The following is a 22,570-nucleotide window of genomic DNA, read 5'->3' as shown; positions in this document are numbered from 1 at the left end:
CTCAGCGTTCATGGCCCCGCAGCGTACGTGAGGTGTGTCTATAGGGTCATCATCCGCCCGCCATTTGGGTGTTGTGTACGCGACAGTCGCGCGTCTTCCCCCGCCACTTGCATGCCCGGGACACCAATCGTCAGGGGAGGGCCACATGACACCCAAAGGCCAGCAGGACACAGCCGAACTACGAGCCGCCGCGCGCCACCTGGGCCGCCGGCGTTTCCTGACCGTCACAGGCGCCGCGGCAGCGCTCGCGTTCGCCACCAATCTGCCGACCGCGGGCGCGGCCGGCGCCGCCGAGATGGACGCGCGCAAGATCGCCGACGATCCGTTCACGCTCGGCGTCGCGTCCGGCGACCCGCAGCCCGAGTCGGTCCTGCTCTGGACCCGCCTCGCCCCGGCCCCGTACGAGCCGGGCAACGGGCTGCCGAACCAGCGCGTCGTCGTCGAATGGGAGCTGGCCCACGACGCCCGCTTCCAGCGGGTCGCGAGAAGCGGCTTCGAGATCACCCATCCTGAGTTCAACCACACACTGCACGTCGAGGTGAACTTCCTGGAGCCGGGGCGGACCTACTACTTCCGGTTCAAGACGGGGAAGTGGATCAGCGAGACGGGCCGGACCCGCACCGCGCCCGCGGCAGGCAGCAGCGTGAGCTCCCTGAAGTTCGCCGCGGTGTCCTGCCAGGCTTACCACGACGGTTACTTCACCGCGCACAAGCACCTGGCGCAGGACGACGTCGACGTCGTCTTCCACCTCGGCGACTACCTCTACGAGTACGCGGTCAACTCGGCCGGCGGCGCCCGCAAGTACACCGACCGCACCCTGCCCGCCATCTTCAACCGCGAGACGAAGACCCTGGAGGACTACCGCCTGCGGTACGCCCTCTACAAGTCCGACCCCGACCTGCGGGCCTCGCACGCGGCGCACCCGTTCGTCGTCACCTGGGACGACCACGAGACCGAGAACAACTACGCCGACGACCGCGACGAGAACGGCAGCGCGCCCGCCGACTTCCTGGTGCGCCGCGCCGCCGCCTACCGCGCGTACTGGGAGAACCAGCCGCTGCGCAGCCCCCAGCAGCCCATCGGCCCCGACCTGCAGCTCTACCGCCGCGTCCAGTGGGGACTGCTCGCCCAGTTCGACATCCTGGACACGCGGCAGTACCGCTCCGACCAGGTCTACGGCGACGGTGCCGACATCCCGGGGCCGGAGTCCAAGGACCCCAAGCGCAGCATCACCGGGGCCACCCAGGAGCGCTGGCTGATCGACGGCTGGAACAGCTCGAAGGCCGTGTGGAACGTCGTGCCGCAGCAGGTCAACTTCTCGCAGCGCAAGCTGGACCTCAACGCGGCGGCGAAGCTCAGCATGGACGCCTGGGACGGCTACTCGGCCTCCCGCGACCGTGTCCTGGCGGGCGCGGCGTCGGCCGGCATCGAGAACCTGATGGTGCTCACGGGCGACGTGCACGTCGGGTACGCCTACGACATCAAGGCCGACTTCGACGACCAGGCGTCCAAGACGGTCGGCACCGAGATCGTCGCCACGTCGATCGCCAGTGGCAAGGACGGCGCCGACAAGCCCGCGACCTGGGAGACGTTCACCAAGGCCAACCCGCACATGAAGTTCTACAACGGGCGGCGCGGCTACGTCACCGTGGACCTCGGCCTGAAGTCCGCGCGCGCCGACTTCAAGACGGTGTCGGCGGTGACCACGCCGGGAGCGCCGATCAGGACGGCGGCGTCGTTCGTGACGGAGGCGGGGAACCCGGGCCTGAAGCCCGCGTAACCCGGCGGTCCGCCGGAGCCGCGGAGGCCACGGGGGCCGCGGGGTGCGCTCACTCGCCCGGGTAGCGCACCCCGATCCGCTCGCGGACCGCGTCCAGGGTCCGCATCACCGCGAGGGTGCCGTCCAGCGGGACGACGGGGGACTCGGTGTCGCCGGCGCGCAGGCGGTGCATGACCTCGGCCGCCTCGTGCTTGAGGCTGTCGCGGGGGCCGTACTCGGGGGAGGCGGCGAACTCCTCGGTGTCGCGGCCGTCGCGGTGCAGCACGAACCGGTCCGGGAAGAAGAAGCCGTTCGGGATGTCGATGCGGCCTCGCGAACCGGTGACGGAGGCGGTGACGGGAGTGCCCGCGTTGATGGAGCAGTGCAACAAAGCGTGAGCACCGCTCTCCCACGAGAGCAGCATTCCCGTCTGGAGATCAACGCCCTCATCCGAGAGCGTCGCTCTCGCACTCACCCCCGAAGGCTCCCCGAGCAGCAGCTGCGCGAACGACACCGGGTACACCCCGAGATCGAGCAGCGAGCCGCCGCCCTGCGCGGGGTCACGCAGGCGGTGCGCCGGAGGGAAGGGCCCGGCGAGACCGAAGTCGGCCTGCACGGTCCGCACGTCACCTATCGCCCCGTCGTCGACCAGCGCCTTCATCCGCCGGATCAGCGGATGGCAGTACATCCACATGGCCTCCATCAGGAAGAGGCCGCGCCGCCGGGCGAGCGTCACCAGCTCAAGCGCCTCGCGCGCGTTCAGCGTGAACGCCTTCTCGCACAGCACCGCGCGGCCCGACTCCAGGCAGAGCCCCGCCGCCACCCGGTGCGCGGCGTGCGGCGTCGCGACGTACACGACGTCGACGTCCTCGTCGTCGGCGAGCGCGCCCCACTCCCCGTACGCGCGGGGTATCGCGAACCGCTCGGCGAACGCCTTCGCCGACGCGTCGGTCCGCGAGGCCACCGCGACCACCTCCGCGTCCGGCATGTCGAGGAGGTTCGCCGTGAACGACGCGGCGATCCCGCCCGTCGCGAGGATGCCCCAGCGCACGGGTTCACGGTTGTCTTCCACCACTGGGGCCCCTGTTCGTACGGCCGGAGAACCGCGGAGTCCCGCGGAAATGGTCTCAACCAGCACAGCTGAGCTGAGAGCATAGGTAATCGCACGCCTAATCGGGAGGGAATCCGCATGCCGGAGCACGGCAGCCGCACCACGAGTGGGTCCGAAAGCCCCCTCATACGGCAGTCACCGACGGTGGAGAAGGGCACGGCCCCCGCGGGCCCGGCGGGCCCCTCCCTCACCGCCCGGCGGCGCACCGGCCTCCTCGTCACCCTCGTGCTCGGCGGCCTCACCGCGGTGCCGCCGCTCTCCATGGACATGTACCTCCCCGCGCTCCCGGAGGTCACCCGCTCGCTGCACACCTCCGCCGCGACCGCGCAGCTCACCCTCACCGCCTGCCTCACCGGTATGGCGCTCGGGCAGCTCGTCGTCGGGCCGATGAGCGACAAGTGGGGGCGGCGCAGGCCGCTGCTCATCGGGCTCTTCGTCTACATCCTCGCCACCGCGATCTGCGCGTTCGCGCCCACCGCCGAACTCCTCATCGCCTTCCGCCTGGTGCAGGGCCTCGCGGGCGCCGCGGGCATCGTCATCGCCCGCGCCGTCGTCCGTGATCTCTACGACGGCGTGGAGATGGCCCGCTTCTTCTCCACCCTCATGCTGATCTCCGGGGTCGCCCCGGTCGTCGCCCCCGTCATCGGCGGGCAGGTCCTGCGCTTCACCGACTGGCGCGGCATCTTCGCCGTGCTCACGGTGGTCGGCATCGCGCTGACCGTGGTGGTCTGGCGGCGCCTGCCCGAGACGCTCGCCCCCCAGAACCGGCATGTCGGCGGCACCGTCGAGGCGCTGCGCACCATGAAGTCCCTCATCGCCGACCGCGTCTTCACCGGTTACATGATCGCGGGCGGCTTCGCGTTCGCCGCGCTGTTCGCGTACGTCTCCGCGTCGCCGTTCGTCATCCAGGAGATCTACGGGGCGTCGCCGCAGACCTTCAGCCTGCTCTTCGGCGTGAACTCCGTCGGCCTGATCGCCGTCGGCCAGATCAACGGCAAGATCCTCGTCGGCCGGGTCAGCCTCGACAAGGTGCTCACCTTCGGTCTGAGCGTCATCGTCCTCGCCGCCACCGCGCTGCTCCTCATGACATCGGGCGTCTTCGGAGACGTCGGCCTGTTCCCCGTCGCGGCCGGGCTCTTCGTCCTGATGTCCGCCATGGGCCTCGCGATGCCCAACACGAACGCCCTCGCCCTGATGCGCACCCCGCACGCCGCGGGCTCCGCGTCGGCGCTGCTCGGCACGTCATCGTTCCTCGTCGGCGCGATCGCGTCCCCGCTGGTGGGTATAGCGGGCGAGGCCACGGCCGTACCGATGGCCGTCGTGCAGCTGGTCTGCGGGCTTGCGGCCATCGGCTGCTTCTTGGGACTGTGCCGCCCCTGGCAGCACTCGCACTCGCACGCGTTCTCGGCGAGACCGACTCGGGAGGGGAACGACCACTGACCGCGCCACGCCTGCTGCGCGCCGGGACGCCGGACCGTGCGGGGCTCGACACGGATGAGATGGCCCACCTCGTACGCGAGGTGCGTGCGCTGACGCGCGGTGAGCGGCCCTGGTGTGCGGGGGCCGTCGTGCTCGCCGGGCGCGGGCCGGTGATCGCCGTCGAGGAGGCGGTGGGGCGGGCGGTGCGCTATGCCGCGTACGACCCCGAGAAGGACGCGGGCGTCGAACTGCCGCCCGCGGAACAGGTGTTGACCCGCAAAGGGACCCCCTTCGATCTGGCGTCGCTGACCAAGCTGTTCACGACGGTCGCCGCGATGCAGCAGCTGGAGCGGGGCACGCTCGGCATCGACGCGCTGGTCTCCGCGTACGTCCCCGAGTTCACCGCGGCGGCCGAGCACGGCATCACGGTGCGTCAGCTGCTCACGCACACCTCCGGGCTCCGTCCCGAACTCCCGCTGTACGACTGCCCGGACGACGTGGCGCGCCTCGCCGCCCTGCGTGCGGAGGCCCCGTCGGGCCCGCCGGGGGACCACCTCTACTCCGACCTGAACATGCTGCTCCTCCAGCACGTCCTGGAGCGCCTCACGCGCCGTCCGCTGGACGTCCTCATCCGTGAGGGCATCACCCGGCCGCTGGGCATGGCGGCCACCGGCTTCGGGCCGCGCCCCGACGCGGCGGCCACCGAGGACCAGCGCAGGCCCTGGGCGAAGGTGTCCCGGGGGATGCTGCGGGGTGAGGTGCACGACGAGAACGCCTGGGCGCTCGGCGGCGTCGCGGGCCACGCCGGGCTCTTCTCCACCGCACGTGACCTCGCGGTGTTCTGCCGGGCGCTGCTCTGCGGCGGCTCGTACGGCACGGCGCGCATCCTCGGCCCGGACTACGTGGAGCTGATGCTGACGCCGCCGGGGCTTGGCTTCGGGCTCGACCAGGCGTGGTTCATGGGGGAGCTCGCGGGGCGGGGGGCCGCGGGGCACACGGGGTTCACCGGGACGTCCCTGGTCATCGACCCGGCCACGGACACGTATCTGATCCTCCTGGCCAACACGGTCCACCCCCGGAGGGGGCGCGCCGACAGCGGCCCCCGGGCACGGGCCGCCACCCGGCTGGCCCGCGCGGCTCGCTAGCGCGGGGCTCGGCGGGGCTCGCTTGGGCGGGGCTGGGCGCGCTGTCACCTGCGGGCCCGGTGGGGGCTGATCGCGCAGTTCCCCGCGCCCCCTGACGGGGCGCTTCGTGTGCCCGCAGCGGTGCTCCTGCCGTGTGCGGCGCGCTGTCACCTGCGGGCCCGGTGGGGGCTGATCGCGCAGTTCCCCGCGCCCCTGACGGGGCCCGGTCGCGCCCGCGCGGCGGAGCCGCATATGTGTCAGCCCCGCGCCCCTGACGGGGCGCCTAGAATCGGCGGGTGAACGTCCCGACCTCCCCCCTCTCTCCTGCCGAGGCCCTCCGTGCCGCTCTCGCGGGGCTGCTCGGTGGGCTTCCGGCCAAGCAGGCCGCGCAGGCTGTCGAGCGGTTGATTGCCAGCTACCGGGGGCGTACTCCTACCGACGCCCCGATTCTGCGGGACCGTGCCGATGTCGCCGCGTACGCCGCGTACCGCATGCCCGCGACCTTCGAGGCGGTGAGTTCCGCTCTCGGGGCGCTGGCGGACGCGGCGCCCGTGGGGTGGGCGCCCGGCAGTCATGTGGACGTCGGCGGCGGGACCGGGGCCGCGACCTGGGCGGTGAGCGCCACCTGGGAGGGCGAGCGGCCCGTCACGGTTCTCGACTGGGCCGAGCCCGCCCTCGCCCTGGGACGTGAACTGGCCGCCGCCAACCCGTGGTTGAAGGGGGTGCGGTGGCAGCGCTCTCGTATCGGAACGGCGCTCAGCATCGAGAGCACCGATCTCGTCACCGTGTCCTATGTCCTCAAGGAGCTGACGGAGGACGACCGGCGGTCCCTCGTCGACGCGGCAGCGGCAGCCGCACAGCAGGCCGTCGTCATCGTCGAGCCCGGCACCCCCGACGGCTACGCCCGCGTCATCGAGGCCCGCGACCGCCTGATCGCCGCCGGCTTCCGCGTCGCCGCGCCCTGCCCGCACAGCTCCGCCTGCCCGATCGTGCCCGGCGACGACTGGTGCCACTTCTCCGCCCGCGTCAGCCGCTCCTCCCTGCACCGGCAGGTCAAGGGCGGTTCGCTGGCGTACGAGGACGAGAAGTTCAGCTATGTGGCGGCCGTCCGCTTCGACGCCGAACCGGCGCGCAAGCGCGTCGTGCGCAAGCCGCAGATCCGCAAGGGCCAGGTCCTGCTCGACCTGTGCGCCGCGGACGAGACGCTGCACCGCGAGACGGTGACCAAGCGCCACGGCCCGTTGTACCGCGCGGCCCGCGACGCGGAGTGGGGCGACACCTGGCCGCCCCACGACGGCGACGCGCTAGACGCGTAGCTCCTGTGTGCAGCACTTCACGCTGCCGCCGCCCTTGAGCAGCTCGCTCAGATCCATCGCGACCGGTTCGAAGCCACGCTCACGCAGCGGTGCGAAGAGGCCGACCGCGGCCTGCGGGAGCAGTACGTGCAGGCCGTCGGAGACCGCGTTGAGCCCGAGGGCCACCGCGTCCGGCTCCTCGGCGATCAGCGCCCCGGGGAACAGGCGCCGCAGAACCGCCTGGCTGCCCGGTGAGAACGCGGGCGGGTAGTACATGACCTCGTCCGCCGCGTCGTCGAGCACCGCGAGCGCCGTGTCCAGGTGGTAGTAGCGGGGGTCGACGAGATCGAGTCCGATGACCGGGCGGCCGAAGAACTCCTGCGCCTCCCCGTGCGACAGCGGGCTGGCCCGGAAGCCGCGCCCGGCAAGGACGTACGAGGAGGTGACGGCGAAGTCGCCCTCGCCCTCGTTGATGTGCGTGGGTTCGTGGAGGTCCGTGAAGCCGTGCTCCCGGAACCACTCCAGGTGGGCGACCGCCTCGTCGCCGCGCTCGGGGTGGGCGAACCGCGCGCCGAGCACACGGCCGTCGACGACGGTCGCGCCGTTCGCGGCGTAGACCATGTCCGGCAGGCCGGGACGCGGGGCGAGCTCCTCGACGGTGTGGCCGAGCGAGCGGTAGCGGTCGCGCAGGTCCTCCCACTGGGCGATGGCCAGCGGGACGTCGACCGGTTTCGAGGGGTCCATCCAGGGGTTGATGGAGTACGTGACCTTGAAGTGTGCGGGTGAGCACATCAGATAGCGCCGGGGTGTGGCGCGACGAGGAAAACGACTCAACGAGGGCTCCTCACGTACCGCGATGGTCAGTTACTGCCCATGGCGGGGCAGTTGCTGCCCATGGTGCGGTCTGAGGAGCCCTCGCGCTGTGATCTGAACGGGTGGTTCAGCGAGTGGTCCACCCGGGGCGGTGGACGGTCAAGGCGCCGTCCACGTCCCGTTCTCACGACTGGCCGCGCGCCGATCGGCCTTCCTGGAGCTTGCGCAGCAGCTCACGTTTCTGCGCCTGCGGACTGAGCCCGCCGCCGATCTGACCGCCGCGGCCCCCGCCGCGCAGCGCCTTGCGGGAGAGGTTGGTGCGCGTACCGCCCACGCCCAGCATGTTTCCTGCTCCACCTCGCGACATGTGCGTACCTCCGGATCGAGAGTGCTTCCGACGAGACGTATCGTCTCGCTCACGTGACCACTTTGAACGAGACGGTTCGTCTTGTCAAGGGATTACGAGACGGTACGTCTCGGCTCGTCCGCTGCTACATTCGACGGCATGGCCACGAAACCCGCCCCTGACTCCAAGCGCCGCAGCGAACGCTCGCGCCGCGCGATCTATGACGCCGCCCTCGAACTGGTCTCCGAGGTCGGGTACGGCAAGCTCACGATCGAGGCGATCGCCGCCCGCGCGGGCGTGGGCAAGCAGACGATCTACCGCTGGTGGCCGTCCAAGGGCGCCGTCCTGCTCGACGCCTTCGTGGACCTCGGCGAGCAGGCGCACCAGGAGGCGAGCGACAACGCGGGCCGCGACCTGACCCCGACCGAGATCCCGGACTCCGGGGATCTGGAGGCGGACCTCAAGCTCGTCATGCGGGCCACCATCGACGAGTTCAGGAATCCCAAGTACGACGCCCCGTGGCGGGCGCTCGCCGCCGAGGGCATGCTCAACTCCGAGCTCGGCGCCGAGTTCGTGGAGAAGCTCCTGGAGCCCGGCCTTCAGATGTACGTGCGGCGCATCGAGATCGCCCAGGAAGCCGGCCATGTCGCGGCCGACGTGGACCCCCGCATCGCCCTGGAGCTGTGGACGGGCCCGCTCGCCCAGCGCTGGATGCAGCGCACCGGCCCGCTCACGCACGAGTACGCCGACAAGCTCGTCGAGTACGCCCTCTACGGCATCGCGCCGCGCTGACCGCACCCGCGTCCGTGCCCGCCGATGGTCACCCCGGCGGTCACGCGGAGTTGACCGGCCACCCGTGCCGAAGACCGGTGGCGCTCACGCCCTTGGCCCCCTTCACCGGCGTCCGCGCGAGGAGCCCCGGGGTATCCGTGATCACGCCGTTGCAGCCGAGCCGCAGCGCGCGGTCGCGCTGACGCGGCGTGGTCACCGTGTGCGCCCACACCCGGGGGACCCCGGAGTGGACGGCGCGCAGGAGATCCACGTCCCGCGCCTTGTGATCCACGTCCAGGACGTCCACGAACCCGGCCCACCGCTCGGGCCGGTCCGTGCGCATCTGTGCCTTGGAGCGCCACAGCTGCGCGAGCAGGCCCATGCCGTGGGCGCGCGCGGCGACTCCTGGCTCATTGGAGTTCACGAACACCGAGCGCGTCAGGCCGCGGGCGCGGATCAGCGAGCCGAGCTTGCGCAGGCTGCTCGGGTCCTTCGCCTCCAGCATCAGCACGATCCGCCCGCCGAAACGGTCCAGGACCTCGGCGACCGTGGGCGGCCGCTCGGAGCGCCAGCTGCCGGGCAGACCGGGGCCCGGCCGCAGCCGCACCTTGCGCCACTCGCGCAGGGTCAGCGTGCGCACCGGGCCCTTCGACGTCGTCGTACGGTCCAGGGTCGCGTCGTGCATGGCCACGAGGGTGCCGTCCCGCAGTATCCGCGTATCGACGTCGATGACCTGCGACGTGCCGCGCTTGTACGCCGCCACCAGGCCCGACATGCTGTTCTCCGGCACCTCCAGGGCGCCCCCGCGGTGCGCGGTGTAGGTGATGCCGGGGAGGGCCTCCACCGTGAGGGGGCCGCCGCGGACCCATTCGAGCGGGGCGAGCGGTCCCGTGGGCGCCGCGAGAGCCAGTGTGGTGAGGCTCATGAGCCCCGAGAGTCCCGTGAGCACAGTCCTGGTGACCATGGCGAACACGGTAGGCGGGCAAATCACCGGTTAGTACGCAATGACGCGCGATGTCACCCTGCGCCTTGCATCACCCCCGCTACCCCGGATGTGGGCTCTGGCCCCCCGAGGAGCAGGATGGTGCGACCATGGGAGATGCTTCTCGGCACACATGCGAGGTGAGGGGATAGATGGGCGCGGAGTTCGGCCGCCGGTCCGGCGGGCAGAGCAGGATTTCCCAGTGGCTTCGCCGACGTCCCCGACCGGAGGACACGGCAGGTGAGGAGGCGGGCCGCGAGGCCCTGCTCGTCGCCGCCGCGGCGGCGGGTCTGCCACTCTCACCGGCCGCGCACCCCTCCGCGTACAGATGTTCCTGTGACCGCATCGGCTGTCCCACCCCCGCCAGGCACCCCATCTCCTTCGCCTGGCAGACGCAGTCCACCACCGACCGCGGGCAGATCGAGCGCTGGGCCAGGCACCAGCCGCAGGCCAACTTCATCACCGCGACCGGCATGGTCCACGACGTACTCGACGTACCGCTCGCCGCAGGCCGCGAGGCCCTCGGAAGGCTGCTCGCCGACGGCATCGACGTCGGCCCCGTCGCCGAGTCCGAGGGCCCCATGGACGAGGGGCGGATGCTCTTCTTCACGCTCACCCGCGGCACCCCCGAGGACGAGGACGAGTGGTGGCCCTGCGAGCTGGACTGCCACCCCGAGACCACGAACGAACACCCCGGCCTGCGCTGGCACTGCCGCGGTTCGTACGTCCTCGTGCCGCCCGCGCGGCTCCCCGGTGACCTGGCGGTCCACTGGATCCGCGGCCCCGAACACGAGCTTCCCGACCCGCTGACGCTCCTGGAGACGCTCACCGACGAGTGCGCCCGCGTCGCGGGCGAGCCCCAGCACGACGTCGCGGCCTGGCCGTTGCGGGGCTGACGCCTGCGCGCGGTTACTCGCCCTTCGCGCCCGTCAGGCCCTGGATGCGGCTCAGGAACGCCACCTTGCCCGAACCCGCCGGGTCGACGACGACCTGGTTGGAGACGCGCTCCAGCGTCACCGACTGCCTGACCTCGCCCTTGAGGAGAGGCTTCACCGCGGGCTCGACGGTGAGGTTCACGCCCTTCGCCGCGGTCTGCTTCTCGTAGTGGTGCGTCGAGAAGAAGACCATCGCCCCGCCGTCCTCGGTGCGCAGGCCCACCGGCGCGAACGTTCCCTCGTTCTGCGGCTCGTCGATGTACTGCACGGCGATGCCGCGGCGCTTGGTGTTCTTGTCGCGGAACGCCTTCCACGTCGACGTGTGGTCGCCCGGCGCGAACACGTCGCCGCCCGTTTTCAGATACGACGTGTACTCCTTGCCGAGGTTCTTCGGCGCCACCGCGAGGGCCTTGGAGTTCACCGCGACCGGTTCCGCCCAGCCGTCCTTGTCCTTCTTCAGCTCGGGCAGCTTCTGGGGCGACACCAGGTTCAGGTAGGAGGCCTCCCACAGCTGGTCGGCGCTGCCCTTCGTGAAGACGAACAGCCAGCGCATGTCCTCCCGGCGATTGGCATGCGTGTCGGCGACGAACCACCGCGGCCAGCCGGCCTTCTTGGGGATCGTGAACTTCGCGTCCGTCAGCTTCAGCGGCACCTGTCCGGGATTGCCGTCCGGGTGCTGGGCGCGGTTCGACTTCAGCCCCGCCTGATTGATGGCGCTCAGCGGTCCGGTGACCCGGGCCGCGTCCAGGGCCGGATCGTACGCCTTGTCCGCCTTGTTGTACGCGGTGAGGAAGTCCTTCAGCGCACGTTCGGCCTCAGCCTTCGTCGCCGACGGGACGACCTCCCGCTCCCCGTGCACCGTCACGCACCCGCTCGCCGTCACCGTCAGTACGGTCACCGTCGACGCCACCATCGCGTACCGGACCGGCCGTCGCGACCTGCCGTCCCGCATCGGAGTGCGCTGCCTTGGAAGCCTGCTCATGCGTTGCGTTCACCTTCCCCTTCCCGGGCCCGAACCCTACCGGGGCGAAGAAGAGCGCGAGCGTCGGGATCAGGTACAGCAGCCACACCGTGACCTGGACAACCGTCGGGTCGGGCTGGAAGTTGAAGACACCCTTCAAAAGCGTGCCGTACCAACTGTCCGGAGGGATCGTCGCGCTGATGTCGAACGCCTTGTTCCGCAGCCCGCCCAGGAACTCCGCCTCCTGCAGGTCATGGACGCCGTACGCCAGTACGCCCGCCGCCACGACCACCAGCATCGCGCCGGTCCAGGTGAAGAACTTCGCCAGGTTGATGCGGACCGTGCCCTTGTAGAACAGCCAGCCGAGAGCGATCGCCGTGGCCAGACCCAGGAGCACGCCGATCAGCGGTCCTGGCGTACCGTCGCCCGATGCCCGCACCGAGGCCCACACGAACAGCGCGGTCTCCAGGCCCTCCCGGCCCACGGCGAGGAATGCGGTCGCGACCAGGGCGCCCGTGCCCATCTGCAGGGCCGCGTCCAGCTTGCCGTGCAACTCCGCCTTGAGATGCCGGGCCGTACGCCGCATCCAGAAGACCATCCACGTCACCAGGGCGACGGCGACGATCGACAGCGAACCGCCCAGCGCCTCCTGCGCCTTGAACGTCAGCTCCTGCGAACCGAAGGTGAGCGCGCAGCCGAAGCCGAGCGCCAGGGCGCACGCGACGCCGATGCCGATCCAGATGGGCCTGAGGGCGTCGCGCCGCTCCGTCTTCACCAGATAGGCGATGAGGATGCAGACGACCAGGCTGGCCTCAAGACCTTCGCGCAGGCCGATCAGGTAATTGCCGAACATGTCTGTCAGACCCCCTCAGGCCTCAGCCGAACAGTGCCCGGCCCCACCAGTCGTCCTTGTTCCGGACGCCCGGCGGGATCGCGAAGACCGCTGAACCCACGTGCTGGATGTATTCGTTGAGAACGTCGGCGCGCGCCAGACTGCGCTGCACCGGGATGAAACCGGTGCGCACGTCCCGCTGGTACGCCAGGAAGAAGAGCCCCGCGTCCAGGCGGCCCAGGCCGTCGGTGCCGTCCGTGAAGGAGTAGCCGCGGCGCAGGATCGTCGCACCGTCGTTGGAGTCGGGGTGCGCGAGCCGGACGTGCGCATCGGGCTTCATCGCCTTCAGGAACGGCTCGTCGTGCTCCTTGGCCTTGCCGACCGGCGCGCCCACGCGCTTGTCGCGCCCGAAGATGTCCTCCTGCTCACCGAGCGGCGTCCGGTCCCAGGTCTCGACGTTCATGCGGATACGACGCGCGACGAGATACGAACCGCCCACCATCCACCCCGGCCCGTCCTTCTCGCCGACCCACACATGCTTCGCGAGCGCGGAGTCGTCCTCGCCCGACACATTGCGGGTGCCGTCCTTGAACCCGAAGAGGTTACGAGGGGTCTGCGCCCCCGGCGTCGTGGAGGACGTCTTCCCGAACCCGAGCTGCGACCAGCGCACCGCGACCTTGCCGAAGCCGATGCGGGCGAGGTTGCGGATGGCGTGCACGGCGACCTGCGGGTCGTCCGCGCAGGCCTGCACGCAGAGGTCGCCGCCACCGCGGGACGCGTCGAGATTGTCGCCGGGAAACTTCGGCAGGTCGACGAGGGCTTCGGGCCGCCGGTCCGCGAGCCCGAACTTCTCGAAGAGGCCCGGCCCGAAGCCGATGGTGAGGGTGAGCCGGGAGGGCTTGAGGCCGAGCGCCTCGCCCGTGTCGTCCGGCGGCGCCTCCGCGAGCCCGCCGAAGGCGCCCTCACCGACCTCGTGGCCCGCAGTCACCCGGGCGGCGGCCTTCGTCCAGTCCTTCAGGAGCTGTACGAACTCCTCCCGGTCATCCGTCTTCACGTCGAACGCGGCGAAGTGCAGCCGGTCCTGGACGGGCGTGGCGATGCCCGCCTGGTGCCTGCCGAGGAAGGCGACCGCGCCGCCCGCCGACGCGGCGGGCACGGCCTCGTCCCCGGACCGGGCCACCGCGACGGCGCCCCCGGTGACGGCGGCGCCGAGCGCGAGCCCGGCGCCACCCCAGCCGAGCAGCGAACGCCGGGAAGGTGACCCGGAGTTGCCGACGTCCCCGCCGTCGGTCTCGGTCTCGGCCTCGGTGTCGTGCGTGCTCTCAGCCATCGTGCGGTCCCCTGCTGCTACTTGCTGTTCACGACGGCGGCGGCCAGCTTCGACAGCGGCTCGGCGAGCGCGTTGACGCCGTCCTGGAGCTCCTTGCGGTCCGCCTTGCCGACCTTGTTGTACGACGTGAACTCATACGAGTCCTTGCCACCGCCTTCGCGGTACTTGCCGAGCAGCTTGTCCAGGGCCGCGAACTGCTTGTCGAGCTCCTTGGTCAGCGCCGGATCGTTCTCCGAGGCGACGGCCTTCAACAGCCCGTACGCCTTCTCCGCTCCCTCGACGTTCGCCTTGAAGTCGACGAGGTCGGTGTGCGAGTAGCGCTCCTCCTCGCCGGTGACCTTGCCGGTGGCGACCTCGTCGAGGAGCTCCTTGGCGCCATTGGCCATGGAGGTCGGAGTGATCTCCGCCTTGCCGACGCGGTTCTGCCAGTCCTTGAGGTCCTTGTCGAGCTGCGTGGCGAGCTCCTTGTCACGCGCGCCGAGCTTCTTGTCCTTCCACAGGGAGCGCTCCAGGCGGTGCCAGCCCGTCCAGTCCTTCTCCAGGTCCTGGCCGTCCTCGAGACCGTCCTCGCGCAGGTCGACCTTCGGGTCGATGTCACCGAAGGACTCGGCGACGGGCTCGGTGCGCTCCCAGCCGATGCGGGAGGTGGAGTACGCCTTCTTGGCGCCCTCGATGTCTTCCTCGCGGACGGCGTCGGTGAAGAGCTTCACCTTGGGGAGCGTGGCGTCGGCCTGCTCCTGCGCGTAGGCACGGTAGTCGGCGACGGCCTTGTCCAGGCGCGGGTCACGCTTGACGGCCTTGCCGCCGCTGACGGTGACCTTCTGGCGGATGCCGTCGCCCTTCATGCCGGGCTTGCAGGCGATCTGGTACGAACCGGACTTCACCTCGGCGGTGAGCTTCTGCTTCGTGCCGGGGCCGATGTTCTCGCGCTCGCTGACGATGCGGTCGTCGGGGAAGAGGAGATATACCTCGGTGACCTTGGAGCCCTTGTTCTCGATGGCGAGCTCGACGTGCCCCGAACTGAGCTTCGTCTTCGAGACCTCACAGGTGTCGTCGGTGGCGGTCACCTCGACGGTGTTGCCCCCACCCTTCGCGTCGCTCTTCTCGGTGCAGCCCGTGACGGCGGTGAGGGCCGCCACCGCGGCGATGGCGGTGGCAGTGGCGACAGGGAGTCTGGCGGGGCGCATAGGTGGCTCCAAGGCGGGGCACGGACTTACTCCGGCGTGCTGGTGAGGGGAACCTAACTTAACTGTGCCTTACCTGTGCGGAGGGCAAAGTGCAGGTCAAGGGTTTGGCGGGGGGCAATCCCTAACTTCGTACCGGAGCCACCAGCGGAGCCCCCGTTCGCGGGTGCGGGAAGACCTCGACCGGCTGCCGGTAGACCTCGGTGAGGAGGTCGCCGGTGAAGACCCCGGCCGGCGGCCCCTCCGCGGCGACGCGCCCGTCACACAGCACCGCCACCCGATCCGCATACGCCGCAGCCAGACCCAGGTCATGCAGGACCACCACCACCGCATCCCCCGCAGCGGCCCGCTCCCGGCAGATCCGCAGGACCAGCTCCTGGTGGCGGAGGTCGAGCGCCGCGGTCGGCTCGTCCAGGAGGAGCAAGGGCGCCCGCTGGGCAAGGACCCGCGCCAGCGCGACCCGCGCCCGCTCACCCCCGCTCAGCGCGGAGAAGGAACGGGCGGCGAAAGCACCCACCTCCGTCGCGGCCATCGACTCCCGCACGACACGGTCGTCGTCCTCCTCCCGCACCGTCCCCGCCCAGGGCGCACGCCCCATCCGTACGACATCCTCGACCGCGAAGGGGAAGGAGAGCGCGGCGGCCTGCGGCAACACCGCGCGCCGCAGGGCGAGTTCACGCGCGGGCCACGCCGTGACAGGACGCCCGCAGACCCGCACCACCCCCGCCTCCACCGGAACATCCGCGGCCAGCGCGGCCAACAGGGTCGATTTCCCCGCTCCGTTGGGCCCGACCAGGGCAAGCACCTCACCCGCCCGCGCGGTGAGGGACACCCCGGACAGGACCTCGCGCCCGCCGAGCCGCACCACCAGCTCCGACGCGTCGGCGAGTACGTCGCCGGGCGCGAAGCTCGCCGGCAGGGTGTCCCGCCCGCCGCCGGGTCCGAACAACCGACGTGCGATCCGCCCGATCATGCCCAACCCCCTTGCTTACGACGGGTCCTGCGCAGCAGCCAGAAGAAGAACGGGCTCCCGAAGAGCGCGGTGAGCACCCCCAGCGGCAGCTCCGCGGGAGCCGCCACCGTCCGCGCCGCGAGATCCGCGCCGACCAGGACGACCGCCCCGCCCAGCGCACTGCCCGGCACGAGGAACCGGTGGCCGGGCCCCGCCGCCATCCGCAGCAGATGCGGGACGAGCAGGCCGACGAACGTGATGATCCCGGCGACGGCCACGGCGGCGGCGGTCAGCAGCGCCACCACCAGGACGAGCACGAGCCGCAGCCGCTCGACGTCCACCCCCAGATGCCGCGCGGGCCGCTCGCCGAGCGCGAGCAGGTCCAACTTCCTTGCGTACAGCGGCGCCACGGCGAGCCCGGCCACCGCACACGGCAGCACGGCGAGCACCTTCGGCCACGTCGCCCCCGCCAGCGAGCCGAGCTGCCAGAACGTGATCTGGGTGATCTGCGCGTTGTCCGCGAAGAAGATGCAGAGCCCGATCAGCGCCCCCGCGAACGCGTTCACGGCGATCCCGGTGAGGATGAGCGTGACGACCTCCGTACGGCCGCCGTCGCGCGAAAGGACGTACACGAGAAGGACGGTGGCGAGACCGGCGACGAAAGCGCAGACCGTCACGGTCCAGTTGCCGAAGAAGCTGAGGCCGAGCGCGATCGACGCCACCGCGCCGACGGCCGCGCCCGCGGAGATCCCGATGACGCCGGGCTCGGCGAGCGGATTGCCGAACACGCCCTGCATGAGCGCCCCCGCGCAGCCGAGCGACCCGCCGACGAGCAGCGCGAGCGTCACGCGCGGCAGCCGCACGTTCCACAGGACGCTCTCGCCGACCCGGTCGAGCGCGTTTCCGCCGAGCCCGATCCGGTGCTGCACGGAACCGAGGACGTCCCCGAGGGGGATGTCGTACGCGCCGATGCCCGCGGAGAGCAAACAGAGAAGGACGAGGACGGCCGTGAGCCCGGCGGTCAGGGAGGTGGCCGCGCCGCGCCGGCTTCGGCGAGTCGCGGGCTCCCGCGTGCCGGGACCGGCGTCCGCCGCCTTGGTCAGGACGGTCACTTCTGACCGCCCCCGTACAACTGCTCCACCAAGGACTTCAGGACCTGGTCCGTACGCGGCCCGTAGTTGAGGAGCACTCCGTCGTCGACCGAGACGATGCGGCGGTCGAGGCCGGCCGGGGTCTCGGCGACCCCCGGGACCTTGAGCAGACCGTCCACGCCGTCGACCGATTCGAGCCCCTTGGACATGACCAGGATCGCGTCCGGCGCCGCCTTGGCCAGCGCCTCGCTGGTGATCGCGGTGAAGTCCTTCTTGAGCCCCGAGGCCTTGCCCGCGTCGACCGCGCCCGCCGCCTCCAGGAGTGAACTCGCGCCGGACTCGCGACCGCCGAGCAGATAGACGGAGGCGGAGCCGCGCAGGTAGAGGAAGGCGACGCGGGGCTTCTCGGTGCGGGCGGACGCCGGGATGCCCTCGCGCACCTTCGCGATGCGTTCCTGCGTACGGGACTTGAGCTCTTCGCCCGACTTCGCGACGCCCAGTGCCTTGGCCACCGCGTCGATCCGGGGGCCCACGTCGTCGAGGCCCTTCGCCGGGTCGAACACGACCAGCGGGATGCCCGCGTCACGTATCTGGCCGATCGCCTCCGCCGGCCCCGTCGTGGTGTCCGCGAGGACGACCGTCGGCTTCAGGGAGAGGACGCTCTCCGCCGAGACGTCGTGCGCACGTGTCACCACCGGCAGCTTCTTCGCCTGCTCGAAGGTGGCGGTGATGTCGCGGGCCACGACGTTCTCGCCGAGGCCGAGCGTGAAGACGATCTCGCTCAGGCTGCCGGTGAGGGGCACGATCCGGCTCGTGTCCTCGACGGTGACCTTCTTGCCGTCGGCCGACGTGACGGTGGTCGGGAGCGCGGGGTCGGGGCGCGACGCCAGGGGCTCGACCCGGTGGGGCGCCGAGGCCGCCGCCTTCGCCTTGGGTGATGCCCCGCCGCCGTCGTCCGACGACGAACCACAGCCCGTGAGGGCCAGGGCGAGAACGGCGGTCCACGCGCCGGCGATACGGAGTGAGCGCGGCATACGCACCGAAGTCCACCGTCCTGTCGTGCTGTTGAGGGCCCCGCCGGGGCTCCGCGGTGCGGTGCCCGGGTCCGGGTGGCCGGGATGGGGGTTCCAGCCGGAGTGATCGTAGTTTAGGTTAGCCTTACCTCATTAGCCACACCTGGAGGGTGCCCATGTCGTCGTCAAGACAGGCGCGAGCCATCGCCCGCGCCGGAGCCGTGGCCGTGCTCACCACACTCGTCGGAGCACTGCTTCCCGCGGCCACCGCGCACGCGGAGGACCGCACGGTCCAGGGCGGACGGCTCGACTGGGGCATCAAATCCTCCTTTCAGAGCTACGTCACCGGGCCCATCGCCCAGGGGAGTTCGACGCTCCAGGGCGGCGCCGCCACGGTCGGCGGCAGCCAGTTCCGCTTCCACTCGGCGAAGGGCTCGTACGACCCGGACAGCGGGGCCTTCAGCGCCGGGTTCTTGGGCGGGGTGCACTTCCTCGGGCACAAGAAGGGCGGCTCGTACGAGCTCGACCTCACCATCAGCCGCCCCACCGTCAAGATCTCCGGCGGCTCCGGCACGCTCTACGCCGACATGGTGAGCAAGCAGAAGGGCACGGGCAAGGTCACGACCAACGCCCAGGTGCCGCTCGCGACCCTCGGTATGTCCGGCGTCGACATGAAGGGCGGCTCGGGCCCGATCGCCCTCGACAACCTCCCCGCGACGCTCACTTCGCAGGGCGCGAAGGCCTTCGCCGGGTACTACACGGCGGGCACCGAGCTCGACCGGGTGAGCCTGTCCACCGACCTCGCGGCGAAGCCCGCCCCCGGCAAGCAGTCGAAGAAGCCCGCACCGAAGCCCTCGAAGTCCTCCGGTGAGAAGGCGAAGGCGGGCCGGATCGAGGACGCCGCCGTCGACTGGGGTGTGCGCCGCACCTTCCGCGAGTACGTCACCGGGTCCATCGCCAAGGGCGAGTGGAAACTGTCCGCCGGAGCCCAGGACGGCGGCGCGCTCTTCCGCTTCCCCCAGGGCGAGGGGACGTACGACAAGAAGAAGCAGACCCTCGACGCGGACTTCGCGGGCGCGGTGCGCTTCACCGGCGAACACGGCCTCGACCTCACGCTGAGCAAGGTCGCCGTCGAGGCCGAGGACGGCAAGGGCACGCTCTTCGCCTCCGTCCGGAGCAAGGGCTACAAGGGCGTCACGCTGAAGAAGGCGCCGCTGATCACCTTCGCCGCGGGGGAGTTGAAGCCCAAGGACGGGCTCGTCTCCCTCACCGAAGTGCCGTCGAAGCTCACCGCCGACGGCGCCAAGGCGTTCGGCGGCATGTACAAGGCGGGCTCCGCGATGGACCCGCTCTCGCTCGCCGTCGCCCTCGACGCGGACGCGAAGCTGCCCGCGCTGCCGGACCTCGGCTCCTCCGCGAGCCCGACGCCGCAGGCGAAGAAGGCCGCCGAGCCGAAGACCGAGAACGCCGCCGACTCCTCCGACTCCTCGTCACCCGCCCTGCCGATCGGCATCGGCGCGGGCGTGGCGGTGCTGCTCGCCGCGGCGGTCACGTTCGGAGTCGTACGCAAACGGCGCGGCGCCGACCAGGCCTGACGCAGCCGCATCGCCCTGCCCCGCCTTGCCTCGCACCCCCCAGCCACTTCACTTCGCCTCACTCCAAGGAGACCACTGACCATGGCAGCCATTCGCCGCCCCATAGCCCTCGCCTCGGCCGCCGCCACCGCTGTGGCGCTCGGTGCCACCGTCCTGGCGGCCGCCCCCGTGTCCGCGGCCGAAGTGCCGCTGAAGGACTACCGGCTGACGTGGGGCGTCAAGGAGAGCTACCGCAGCTATGTGACCGGCATAGCGGCCGGCAAGATCACCGTCGCCGGCGGCGCCGAACAGGCTGCCGGGAACGGGCCGTTGAGCTTCGTCGACGGGGCGGGGACCTACGACTCCGAGAAGCACACCGTCGACCTGGCCTTCAAGGGCAGCGTGAACTTCACCTCCGAGCTGCACCGCTTCGACGTCAAGCTCACGGACGTCCGCTTCGACAGCGCCAAGGCGAAGATCACGGCCGACGTCACCAGAGAAGGCGGTACGCCCAAGGAGGACGTGCCCCTTGCCGACGTCACCGTCACGCGCACCATGGCCGACATGAAGACCAAGCTGACGAAGGAGGCGGACGAGGCACTCGGCGGCGGTGGCCGGTACACGGGCGCGGACGGCGACCCGCTGACCGTCGCACAGAAGACGCCTCCGACGGGCACCCCGACCCCGACGCCCACGCCGACGCCCACGGACAAGCCGACCTCGACACCGAAGCCGACGGCCACCCCCACGCCGTCCGGCTCGACGACGGCCTCGCCCACCCCCGCTCCCACGTCGTCCACTTCGAAGCCCGCGCCCTCGCAGGAGGCGGGGAAGGTCCACGACGGGTCGCTCGCCTGGGGCGTGAAGGAGAGCTTCCGCCGCTACATCGAGTCCGGCGGCGACGCCACGCCCTCCGATGGCGCCGAGAAGAACGACAACGGCTACGACTTCCCGTACGCCAAGGGTGAGGTCGACAGCGACGCCAAGAAGCTGAACGCGTCCTTCGGCGGCGCCGTCCGCTTCCAGTACAAGGCGCACGGCATCGACATGAAGTTCAGCGACATCAAGGTGGCCGCGGACGGCACCAAGGGCACGCTGACGGTGGACGTCACCACGCCCAAGGGCACCGACAACGACGTGAAGTTCGCGACGCTCGACCTCTCCAAGGCGTCGTACGCGGCGAAGGACGATGTCGTCGTGCTCGACAAGGTGCCCGCTGCGTTCACCGCGGCCGGCGCGAAGCAGTTCGAGAGCGAGGACGCGCCGTCCAGTTACAAGGAGGGCGACGCGATCGACCCCGTGACGGTGGCGCTCTCGGTCGCCGACGGCGCGGAACTGCCGGGCGGCGGCGGCTCGACGGGCGGCTCTGCCGACTCCGGCTCCACCGGCGGGGGTTCGTCGGACCTCGGCGGTGGCGGCACGGTCGGCGGCGGTACGGGGGGTTCGCTGGCGTCCACCGGTGCGTCGGTGCCGACGGGTGCGGTGCTCGGGGCCGCGGGGGCGATTGCCGTCGCGGGCGCCGGAGCGGTCTACGTGGCTCGCCGCCGGTCGTCCTGACACAGCCGGGCGTCCTGAAATATCTGGGAGGCGCGAAGCCCGGGATGCTTGAATGCCGGGATGACGCAACTGCCTGACGGTCTCGATGTACTCCGGGTGTTCTGCGGGCCCGACGGTCGGCACGGCAATGAGCTGGGTGTCGTGCGTGACGGGGCCCGCGTTCCCGGGCGGGGTGAGCGGCAGGAGGTCGCGGCGAAGCTCGGCTTCAGCGAGACGGTGTTCGTCGATGACCCCGAGCGCGGGGTCATCGACATCTACACCCCCACCCTGCGGCTGCCCTTCGCCGGGCACCCCTGCGTGGGGGCGTCCTGGCTCCTCGACGTCCCTGAGCTGGTCACACCCGCCGGGGTCGTGGGGGCCCGCCAGGACGGGGAGTTCAGCTGGATCGCTGCGCGGGCGGAGTGGGCGCCGGGGCGCGTCCTTCGCTCGTACGCAACCCCGGCCGAGGTGGACGCCCTCACGGTGCCCCCGCCGGGGGAGTGGATCTACGCGTGGGCGTGGGAGGACGAGGCGGCGGGGAGGGTGCGGGCGCGGGCCTTCCCCGGGCGGGACGACGGCATCCGGGAGGACGAGGCTACGGGGGCGGCGGCGCTGCTCCTGACGGGGCGTCTTGGGCGGGCGCTCAACATCACGCAGGGACGCGGCTCACAGATCCTCACGGCGCCGGCGCCCGGGGGTTTGATCGAGGTGGGGGGTCGGGTGCGGCTGGGTGGGGGCTGAGGTCTGCCTCCGGCGGTCTTTTCCCCAACCCCGCCCCTTCCCGAAACCGGGGCTCCGCCCCGGACCCCGCTCCTCAAACGCCGGAGGGGCTGAATCTTCTGCTCTCACGCCGTCAGCGGGAACTCATCCCCCAGCTCGCGGAAAACCCCCGTATTCAAAGCGAAAGCGCGCTTGCACTCGTCCACGATCCGCTGGCGCTCGAGCTCGTCCGGGACCACTTCCCCCAACCCGTCGAGCAGCTCCCGATAGCCCCGCTTGAACGCGGCCGGGTTGGCGATGTTCTCGAAGACGTAGAAACGGACGCCGTCGCCCTTCCGGGCGAAGCCCCATGTCTGTTCCGCCTTGCCGCGGATGATCTGGCCGCCGGAGAGATCGCCGAGGTAGCGGGTGTAGTGGTGGGCGACGTAACCACCGGGCCACTCCTGGGCGCACTCCGCGACCCGCGCCGCGTACGCAGCCGTGGCGGGCAGGGGAGTGGCGGACGTCTTCCAGCCCGCGCCCCGCAGGTGCGCGAGGTCCCGCTCCAGCTCCGCGACGCGCAGCAGCTCGGGCTGTATGAACGGCCCCGCGACCGGATCGTCCTTCAGCGCAGCGGCGCCGTCCTCCAGGGCGCGGTACACGAACCACAGCTGTTCCGTGTAGCGCGCGTACGCGTCCACGCCGAGCCTGCCGCCGAGCAGGTCGCTCATGAACGTCGAGGTCTCCGCCTCCGTGTGCTGCTCGTGCGACGCGGTGCGGATGACCGTGGAGAACGGATCCATGAGGGACCTCCGAAGCGGGAGAGAGCCGAAGCCGAAGAAG

General features: G+C 71.1%; 21 protein-coding genes. 9 read left to right on the top strand and 12 right to left on the bottom strand.

The genetic code is table 11. From position 1 onward, the window contains the following. Nucleotides 1-145: 145 nt before the first annotated feature. Entirely contained in the window at nucleotides 146-1,780 is a 1,635-nt protein-coding gene (locus tag ACIBCK_RS02795; protein ID WP_399386270.1) for an alkaline phosphatase D family protein, read from the top strand. 49 nt (nucleotides 1,781-1,829) lie between these two features. Here ACIBCK_RS02795 and ACIBCK_RS02790 read toward each other — a convergent pair whose 3' ends face one another. Then, a complete protein-coding gene (locus ACIBCK_RS02790; protein WP_399386269.1) occupies nucleotides 1,830-2,831 on the bottom strand; it encodes a Gfo/Idh/MocA family protein in 1,002 nt (333 codons plus the stop codon). Between the two features lie 117 nt (nucleotides 2,832-2,948). Between ACIBCK_RS02790 and ACIBCK_RS02785 the strand changes: the two genes are divergently transcribed. From ACIBCK_RS02785 to ACIBCK_RS02775, 3 genes are all read left to right on the top strand, one after another. Next, nucleotides 2,949-4,310, top strand: a complete 1,362-nt coding sequence (locus tag ACIBCK_RS02785) for a Bcr/CflA family multidrug efflux MFS transporter (protein ID WP_399386268.1) — start codon at nucleotides 2,949-2,951, stop codon at nucleotides 4,308-4,310. 59 nt (nucleotides 4,311-4,369) lie between these two features. After that, nucleotides 4,370-5,434 (top strand): serine hydrolase domain-containing protein, encoded by a 1,065-nt coding sequence (locus tag ACIBCK_RS02780; protein ID WP_399386267.1) that lies wholly within the window; start codon nucleotides 4,370-4,372, stop codon nucleotides 5,432-5,434. A 275-nt stretch (nucleotides 5,435-5,709) separates the two neighbouring features. Next, the gene (locus ACIBCK_RS02775) at nucleotides 5,710-6,729 is read left to right on the top strand and encodes a small ribosomal subunit Rsm22 family protein (RefSeq protein ID WP_399386266.1); all 1,020 of its coding nucleotides are present in this window, start codon (nucleotides 5,710-5,712) and stop codon (nucleotides 6,727-6,729) included. On the opposite strand, the gene ddaH is transcribed toward ACIBCK_RS02775, so the two are convergent. Continuing rightward, on the bottom strand, nucleotides 6,718-7,542 hold the full coding sequence (gene ddaH, locus ACIBCK_RS02770) for a dimethylargininase (protein WP_399386265.1): 825 nt from the start codon (nucleotides 7,540-7,542) through the stop codon (nucleotides 6,718-6,720). The two genes, ACIBCK_RS02775 and ddaH, sit on opposite strands and share 12 nt — an antisense overlap. 163 nt (nucleotides 7,543-7,705) lie before the next feature. Further along, nucleotides 7,706-7,888, bottom strand: coding sequence for a DUF6243 family protein (locus tag ACIBCK_RS02765; RefSeq protein WP_399386264.1), 183 nt, complete (start codon nucleotides 7,886-7,888; stop codon nucleotides 7,706-7,708). A gap of 138 nt (nucleotides 7,889-8,026) precedes the next feature. Here ACIBCK_RS02765 and ACIBCK_RS02760 point away from each other — a divergent pair, with 138 nt between their 5' ends. After that, nucleotides 8,027-8,659 (top strand): TetR/AcrR family transcriptional regulator, encoded by a 633-nt coding sequence (locus ACIBCK_RS02760; RefSeq protein WP_399386263.1) that lies wholly within the window; start codon nucleotides 8,027-8,029, stop codon nucleotides 8,657-8,659. 40 nt (nucleotides 8,660-8,699) lie between these two features. Here ACIBCK_RS02760 and ACIBCK_RS02755 read toward each other — a convergent pair whose 3' ends face one another. After that, the gene (locus tag ACIBCK_RS02755) at nucleotides 8,700-9,602 is read right to left on the bottom strand and encodes a glycerophosphodiester phosphodiesterase (protein ID WP_399386262.1); all 903 of its coding nucleotides are present in this window, start codon (nucleotides 9,600-9,602) and stop codon (nucleotides 8,700-8,702) included. Nucleotides 9,603-9,772: 170 nt separating this feature from the next. Between ACIBCK_RS02755 and ACIBCK_RS02750 the strand changes: the two genes are divergently transcribed. Beyond that, nucleotides 9,773-10,516, top strand: a complete 744-nt coding sequence (locus ACIBCK_RS02750) for a bifunctional DNA primase/polymerase (RefSeq protein ID WP_399386261.1) — start codon at nucleotides 9,773-9,775, stop codon at nucleotides 10,514-10,516. 13 nt (nucleotides 10,517-10,529) lie between these two features. Here the strand turns inward: ACIBCK_RS02750 and ACIBCK_RS02745 are convergent, their stop codons facing one another. The 7 genes from ACIBCK_RS02745 to ACIBCK_RS02715 all read right to left on the bottom strand — a co-directional run bounded on the left by ACIBCK_RS02745 (nucleotide 10,530) and on the right by ACIBCK_RS02715 (nucleotide 17,939). Next, a complete protein-coding gene (locus ACIBCK_RS02745) occupies nucleotides 10,530-11,468 on the bottom strand; it encodes a hypothetical protein (RefSeq protein ID WP_399387207.1) in 939 nt (312 codons plus the stop codon). Continuing rightward, nucleotides 11,371-12,369 carry an iron uptake transporter permease EfeU gene (efeU, locus tag ACIBCK_RS02740; protein ID WP_399386260.1) on the bottom strand — a complete coding sequence of 333 codons (999 nt, stop codon included), beginning with the start codon at nucleotides 12,367-12,369 and terminating at the stop codon, nucleotides 11,371-11,373. The genes ACIBCK_RS02745 and efeU overlap by 98 nt, the downstream gene beginning before the upstream one ends. A 22-nt stretch (nucleotides 12,370-12,391) precedes the next feature. Beyond that, entirely contained in the window at nucleotides 12,392-13,678 is a 1,287-nt protein-coding gene (gene efeB, locus ACIBCK_RS02735) for an iron uptake transporter deferrochelatase/peroxidase subunit (protein ID WP_399386259.1), read from the bottom strand. Between the two features lie 17 nt (nucleotides 13,679-13,695). After that, nucleotides 13,696-14,865: an iron uptake system protein EfeO gene (gene efeO, locus ACIBCK_RS02730; RefSeq protein WP_399386258.1), complete on the bottom strand. Its 1,170-nt coding sequence runs from the start codon at nucleotides 14,863-14,865 to the stop codon at nucleotides 13,696-13,698. Between the two features lie 121 nt (nucleotides 14,866-14,986). After that, nucleotides 14,987-15,835: a heme ABC transporter ATP-binding protein gene (locus ACIBCK_RS02725; RefSeq protein ID WP_399386257.1), complete on the bottom strand. Its 849-nt coding sequence runs from the start codon at nucleotides 15,833-15,835 to the stop codon at nucleotides 14,987-14,989. Continuing rightward, nucleotides 15,832-16,926, bottom strand: coding sequence for a FecCD family ABC transporter permease (locus ACIBCK_RS02720; protein ID WP_399386256.1), 1,095 nt, complete (start codon nucleotides 16,924-16,926; stop codon nucleotides 15,832-15,834). Before ACIBCK_RS02720 ends, ACIBCK_RS02725 begins: the two co-directional genes overlap by 4 nt. Further along, on the bottom strand, nucleotides 16,923-17,939 hold the full coding sequence (locus ACIBCK_RS02715) for a hemin ABC transporter substrate-binding protein (RefSeq protein ID WP_399386255.1): 1,017 nt from the start codon (nucleotides 17,937-17,939) through the stop codon (nucleotides 16,923-16,925). Before ACIBCK_RS02715 ends, ACIBCK_RS02720 begins: the two co-directional genes overlap by 4 nt. A gap of 155 nt (nucleotides 17,940-18,094) precedes the next feature. Here ACIBCK_RS02715 and ACIBCK_RS02710 point away from each other — a divergent pair, with 155 nt between their 5' ends. From ACIBCK_RS02710 to ACIBCK_RS02700, 3 genes are all read left to right on the top strand, one after another. After that, complete coding sequence (locus ACIBCK_RS02710; RefSeq protein WP_399386254.1) at nucleotides 18,095-19,513, top strand: HtaA domain-containing protein; 1,419 nt, start codon at nucleotides 18,095-18,097, stop codon at nucleotides 19,511-19,513. An 81-nt stretch (nucleotides 19,514-19,594) separates the two neighbouring features. Continuing rightward, nucleotides 19,595-21,049, top strand: coding sequence for an HtaA domain-containing protein (locus ACIBCK_RS02705; protein ID WP_399386253.1), 1,455 nt, complete (start codon nucleotides 19,595-19,597; stop codon nucleotides 21,047-21,049). Between the two features lie 60 nt (nucleotides 21,050-21,109). After that, the gene (locus ACIBCK_RS02700; protein ID WP_399386252.1) at nucleotides 21,110-21,769 is read left to right on the top strand and encodes a PhzF family phenazine biosynthesis protein; all 660 of its coding nucleotides are present in this window, start codon (nucleotides 21,110-21,112) and stop codon (nucleotides 21,767-21,769) included. Nucleotides 21,770-21,873: 104 nt separating this feature from the next. Here ACIBCK_RS02700 and ACIBCK_RS02695 read toward each other — a convergent pair whose 3' ends face one another. Continuing rightward, nucleotides 21,874-22,530 (bottom strand): heme oxygenase (biliverdin-producing), encoded by a 657-nt coding sequence (locus ACIBCK_RS02695; protein ID WP_399386251.1) that lies wholly within the window; start codon nucleotides 22,528-22,530, stop codon nucleotides 21,874-21,876. Between the last annotated feature and the right edge of the window lie 40 nt (nucleotides 22,531-22,570).

The sequence above is a fragment of the Streptomyces sp. NPDC051218 genome, from assembly GCF_044455475.1.
Classification (GTDB): Bacteria; Actinomycetota; Actinomycetes; order Streptomycetales; family Streptomycetaceae; genus Streptomyces.
The sequence above is the reverse complement of the archived record's forward strand: the minus strand, read 5'-3'. Positions and strand labels throughout refer to the sequence as shown.

What these genes read in the sequence shown, in the direction of transcription:
- efeO (WP_399386258.1), bottom strand. Translation starts at nt 14,865, where the DNA reads ATGCGCCCCGCCAGACTCCCTGTCGCCACTGCCACCGCCATCGCCGCG.
- efeU (WP_399386260.1), bottom strand. Translation starts at nt 12,369, where the DNA reads ATGTTCGGCAATTACCTGATCGGCCTGCGCGAAGGTCTTGAGGCCAGC.
- ACIBCK_RS02765 (WP_399386264.1), bottom strand. Translation starts at nt 7,888, where the DNA reads ATGTCGCGAGGTGGAGCAGGAAACATGCTGGGCGTGGGCGGTACGCGC.
- ACIBCK_RS02705 (WP_399386253.1), top strand. Translation starts at nt 19,595, where the DNA reads ATGGCAGCCATTCGCCGCCCCATAGCCCTCGCCTCGGCCGCCGCCACC.
- ACIBCK_RS02715 (WP_399386255.1), bottom strand. Translation starts at nt 17,939, where the DNA reads ATGCCGCGCTCACTCCGTATCGCCGGCGCGTGGACCGCCGTTCTCGCC.
- ACIBCK_RS02695 (WP_399386251.1), bottom strand. Translation starts at nt 22,530, where the DNA reads ATGGATCCGTTCTCCACGGTCATCCGCACCGCGTCGCACGAGCAGCAC.
- ACIBCK_RS02795 (WP_399386270.1), top strand. Translation starts at nt 146, where the DNA reads ATGACACCCAAAGGCCAGCAGGACACAGCCGAACTACGAGCCGCCGCG.
- ACIBCK_RS02780 (WP_399386267.1), top strand. Translation starts at nt 4,370, where the DNA reads ATGGCCCACCTCGTACGCGAGGTGCGTGCGCTGACGCGCGGTGAGCGG.
- ACIBCK_RS02760 (WP_399386263.1), top strand. Translation starts at nt 8,027, where the DNA reads ATGGCCACGAAACCCGCCCCTGACTCCAAGCGCCGCAGCGAACGCTCG.
- ACIBCK_RS02785 (WP_399386268.1), top strand. Translation starts at nt 2,949, where the DNA reads ATGCCGGAGCACGGCAGCCGCACCACGAGTGGGTCCGAAAGCCCCCTC.
- ACIBCK_RS02725 (WP_399386257.1), bottom strand. Translation starts at nt 15,835, where the DNA reads ATGATCGGGCGGATCGCACGTCGGTTGTTCGGACCCGGCGGCGGGCGG.
- ACIBCK_RS02700 (WP_399386252.1), top strand. Translation starts at nt 21,110, where the DNA reads ATGACGCAACTGCCTGACGGTCTCGATGTACTCCGGGTGTTCTGCGGG.
- ACIBCK_RS02755 (WP_399386262.1), bottom strand. Translation starts at nt 9,602, where the DNA reads ATGGTCACCAGGACTGTGCTCACGGGACTCTCGGGGCTCATGAGCCTC.
- efeB (WP_399386259.1), bottom strand. Translation starts at nt 13,678, where the DNA reads ATGGCTGAGAGCACGCACGACACCGAGGCCGAGACCGAGACCGACGGC.
- ACIBCK_RS02745 (WP_399387207.1), bottom strand. Translation starts at nt 11,468, where the DNA reads ATGGTGGCGTCGACGGTGACCGTACTGACGGTGACGGCGAGCGGGTGC.
- ACIBCK_RS02750 (WP_399386261.1), top strand. Translation starts at nt 9,773, where the DNA reads ATGGGCGCGGAGTTCGGCCGCCGGTCCGGCGGGCAGAGCAGGATTTCC.
- ACIBCK_RS02710 (WP_399386254.1), top strand. Translation starts at nt 18,095, where the DNA reads ATGTCGTCGTCAAGACAGGCGCGAGCCATCGCCCGCGCCGGAGCCGTG.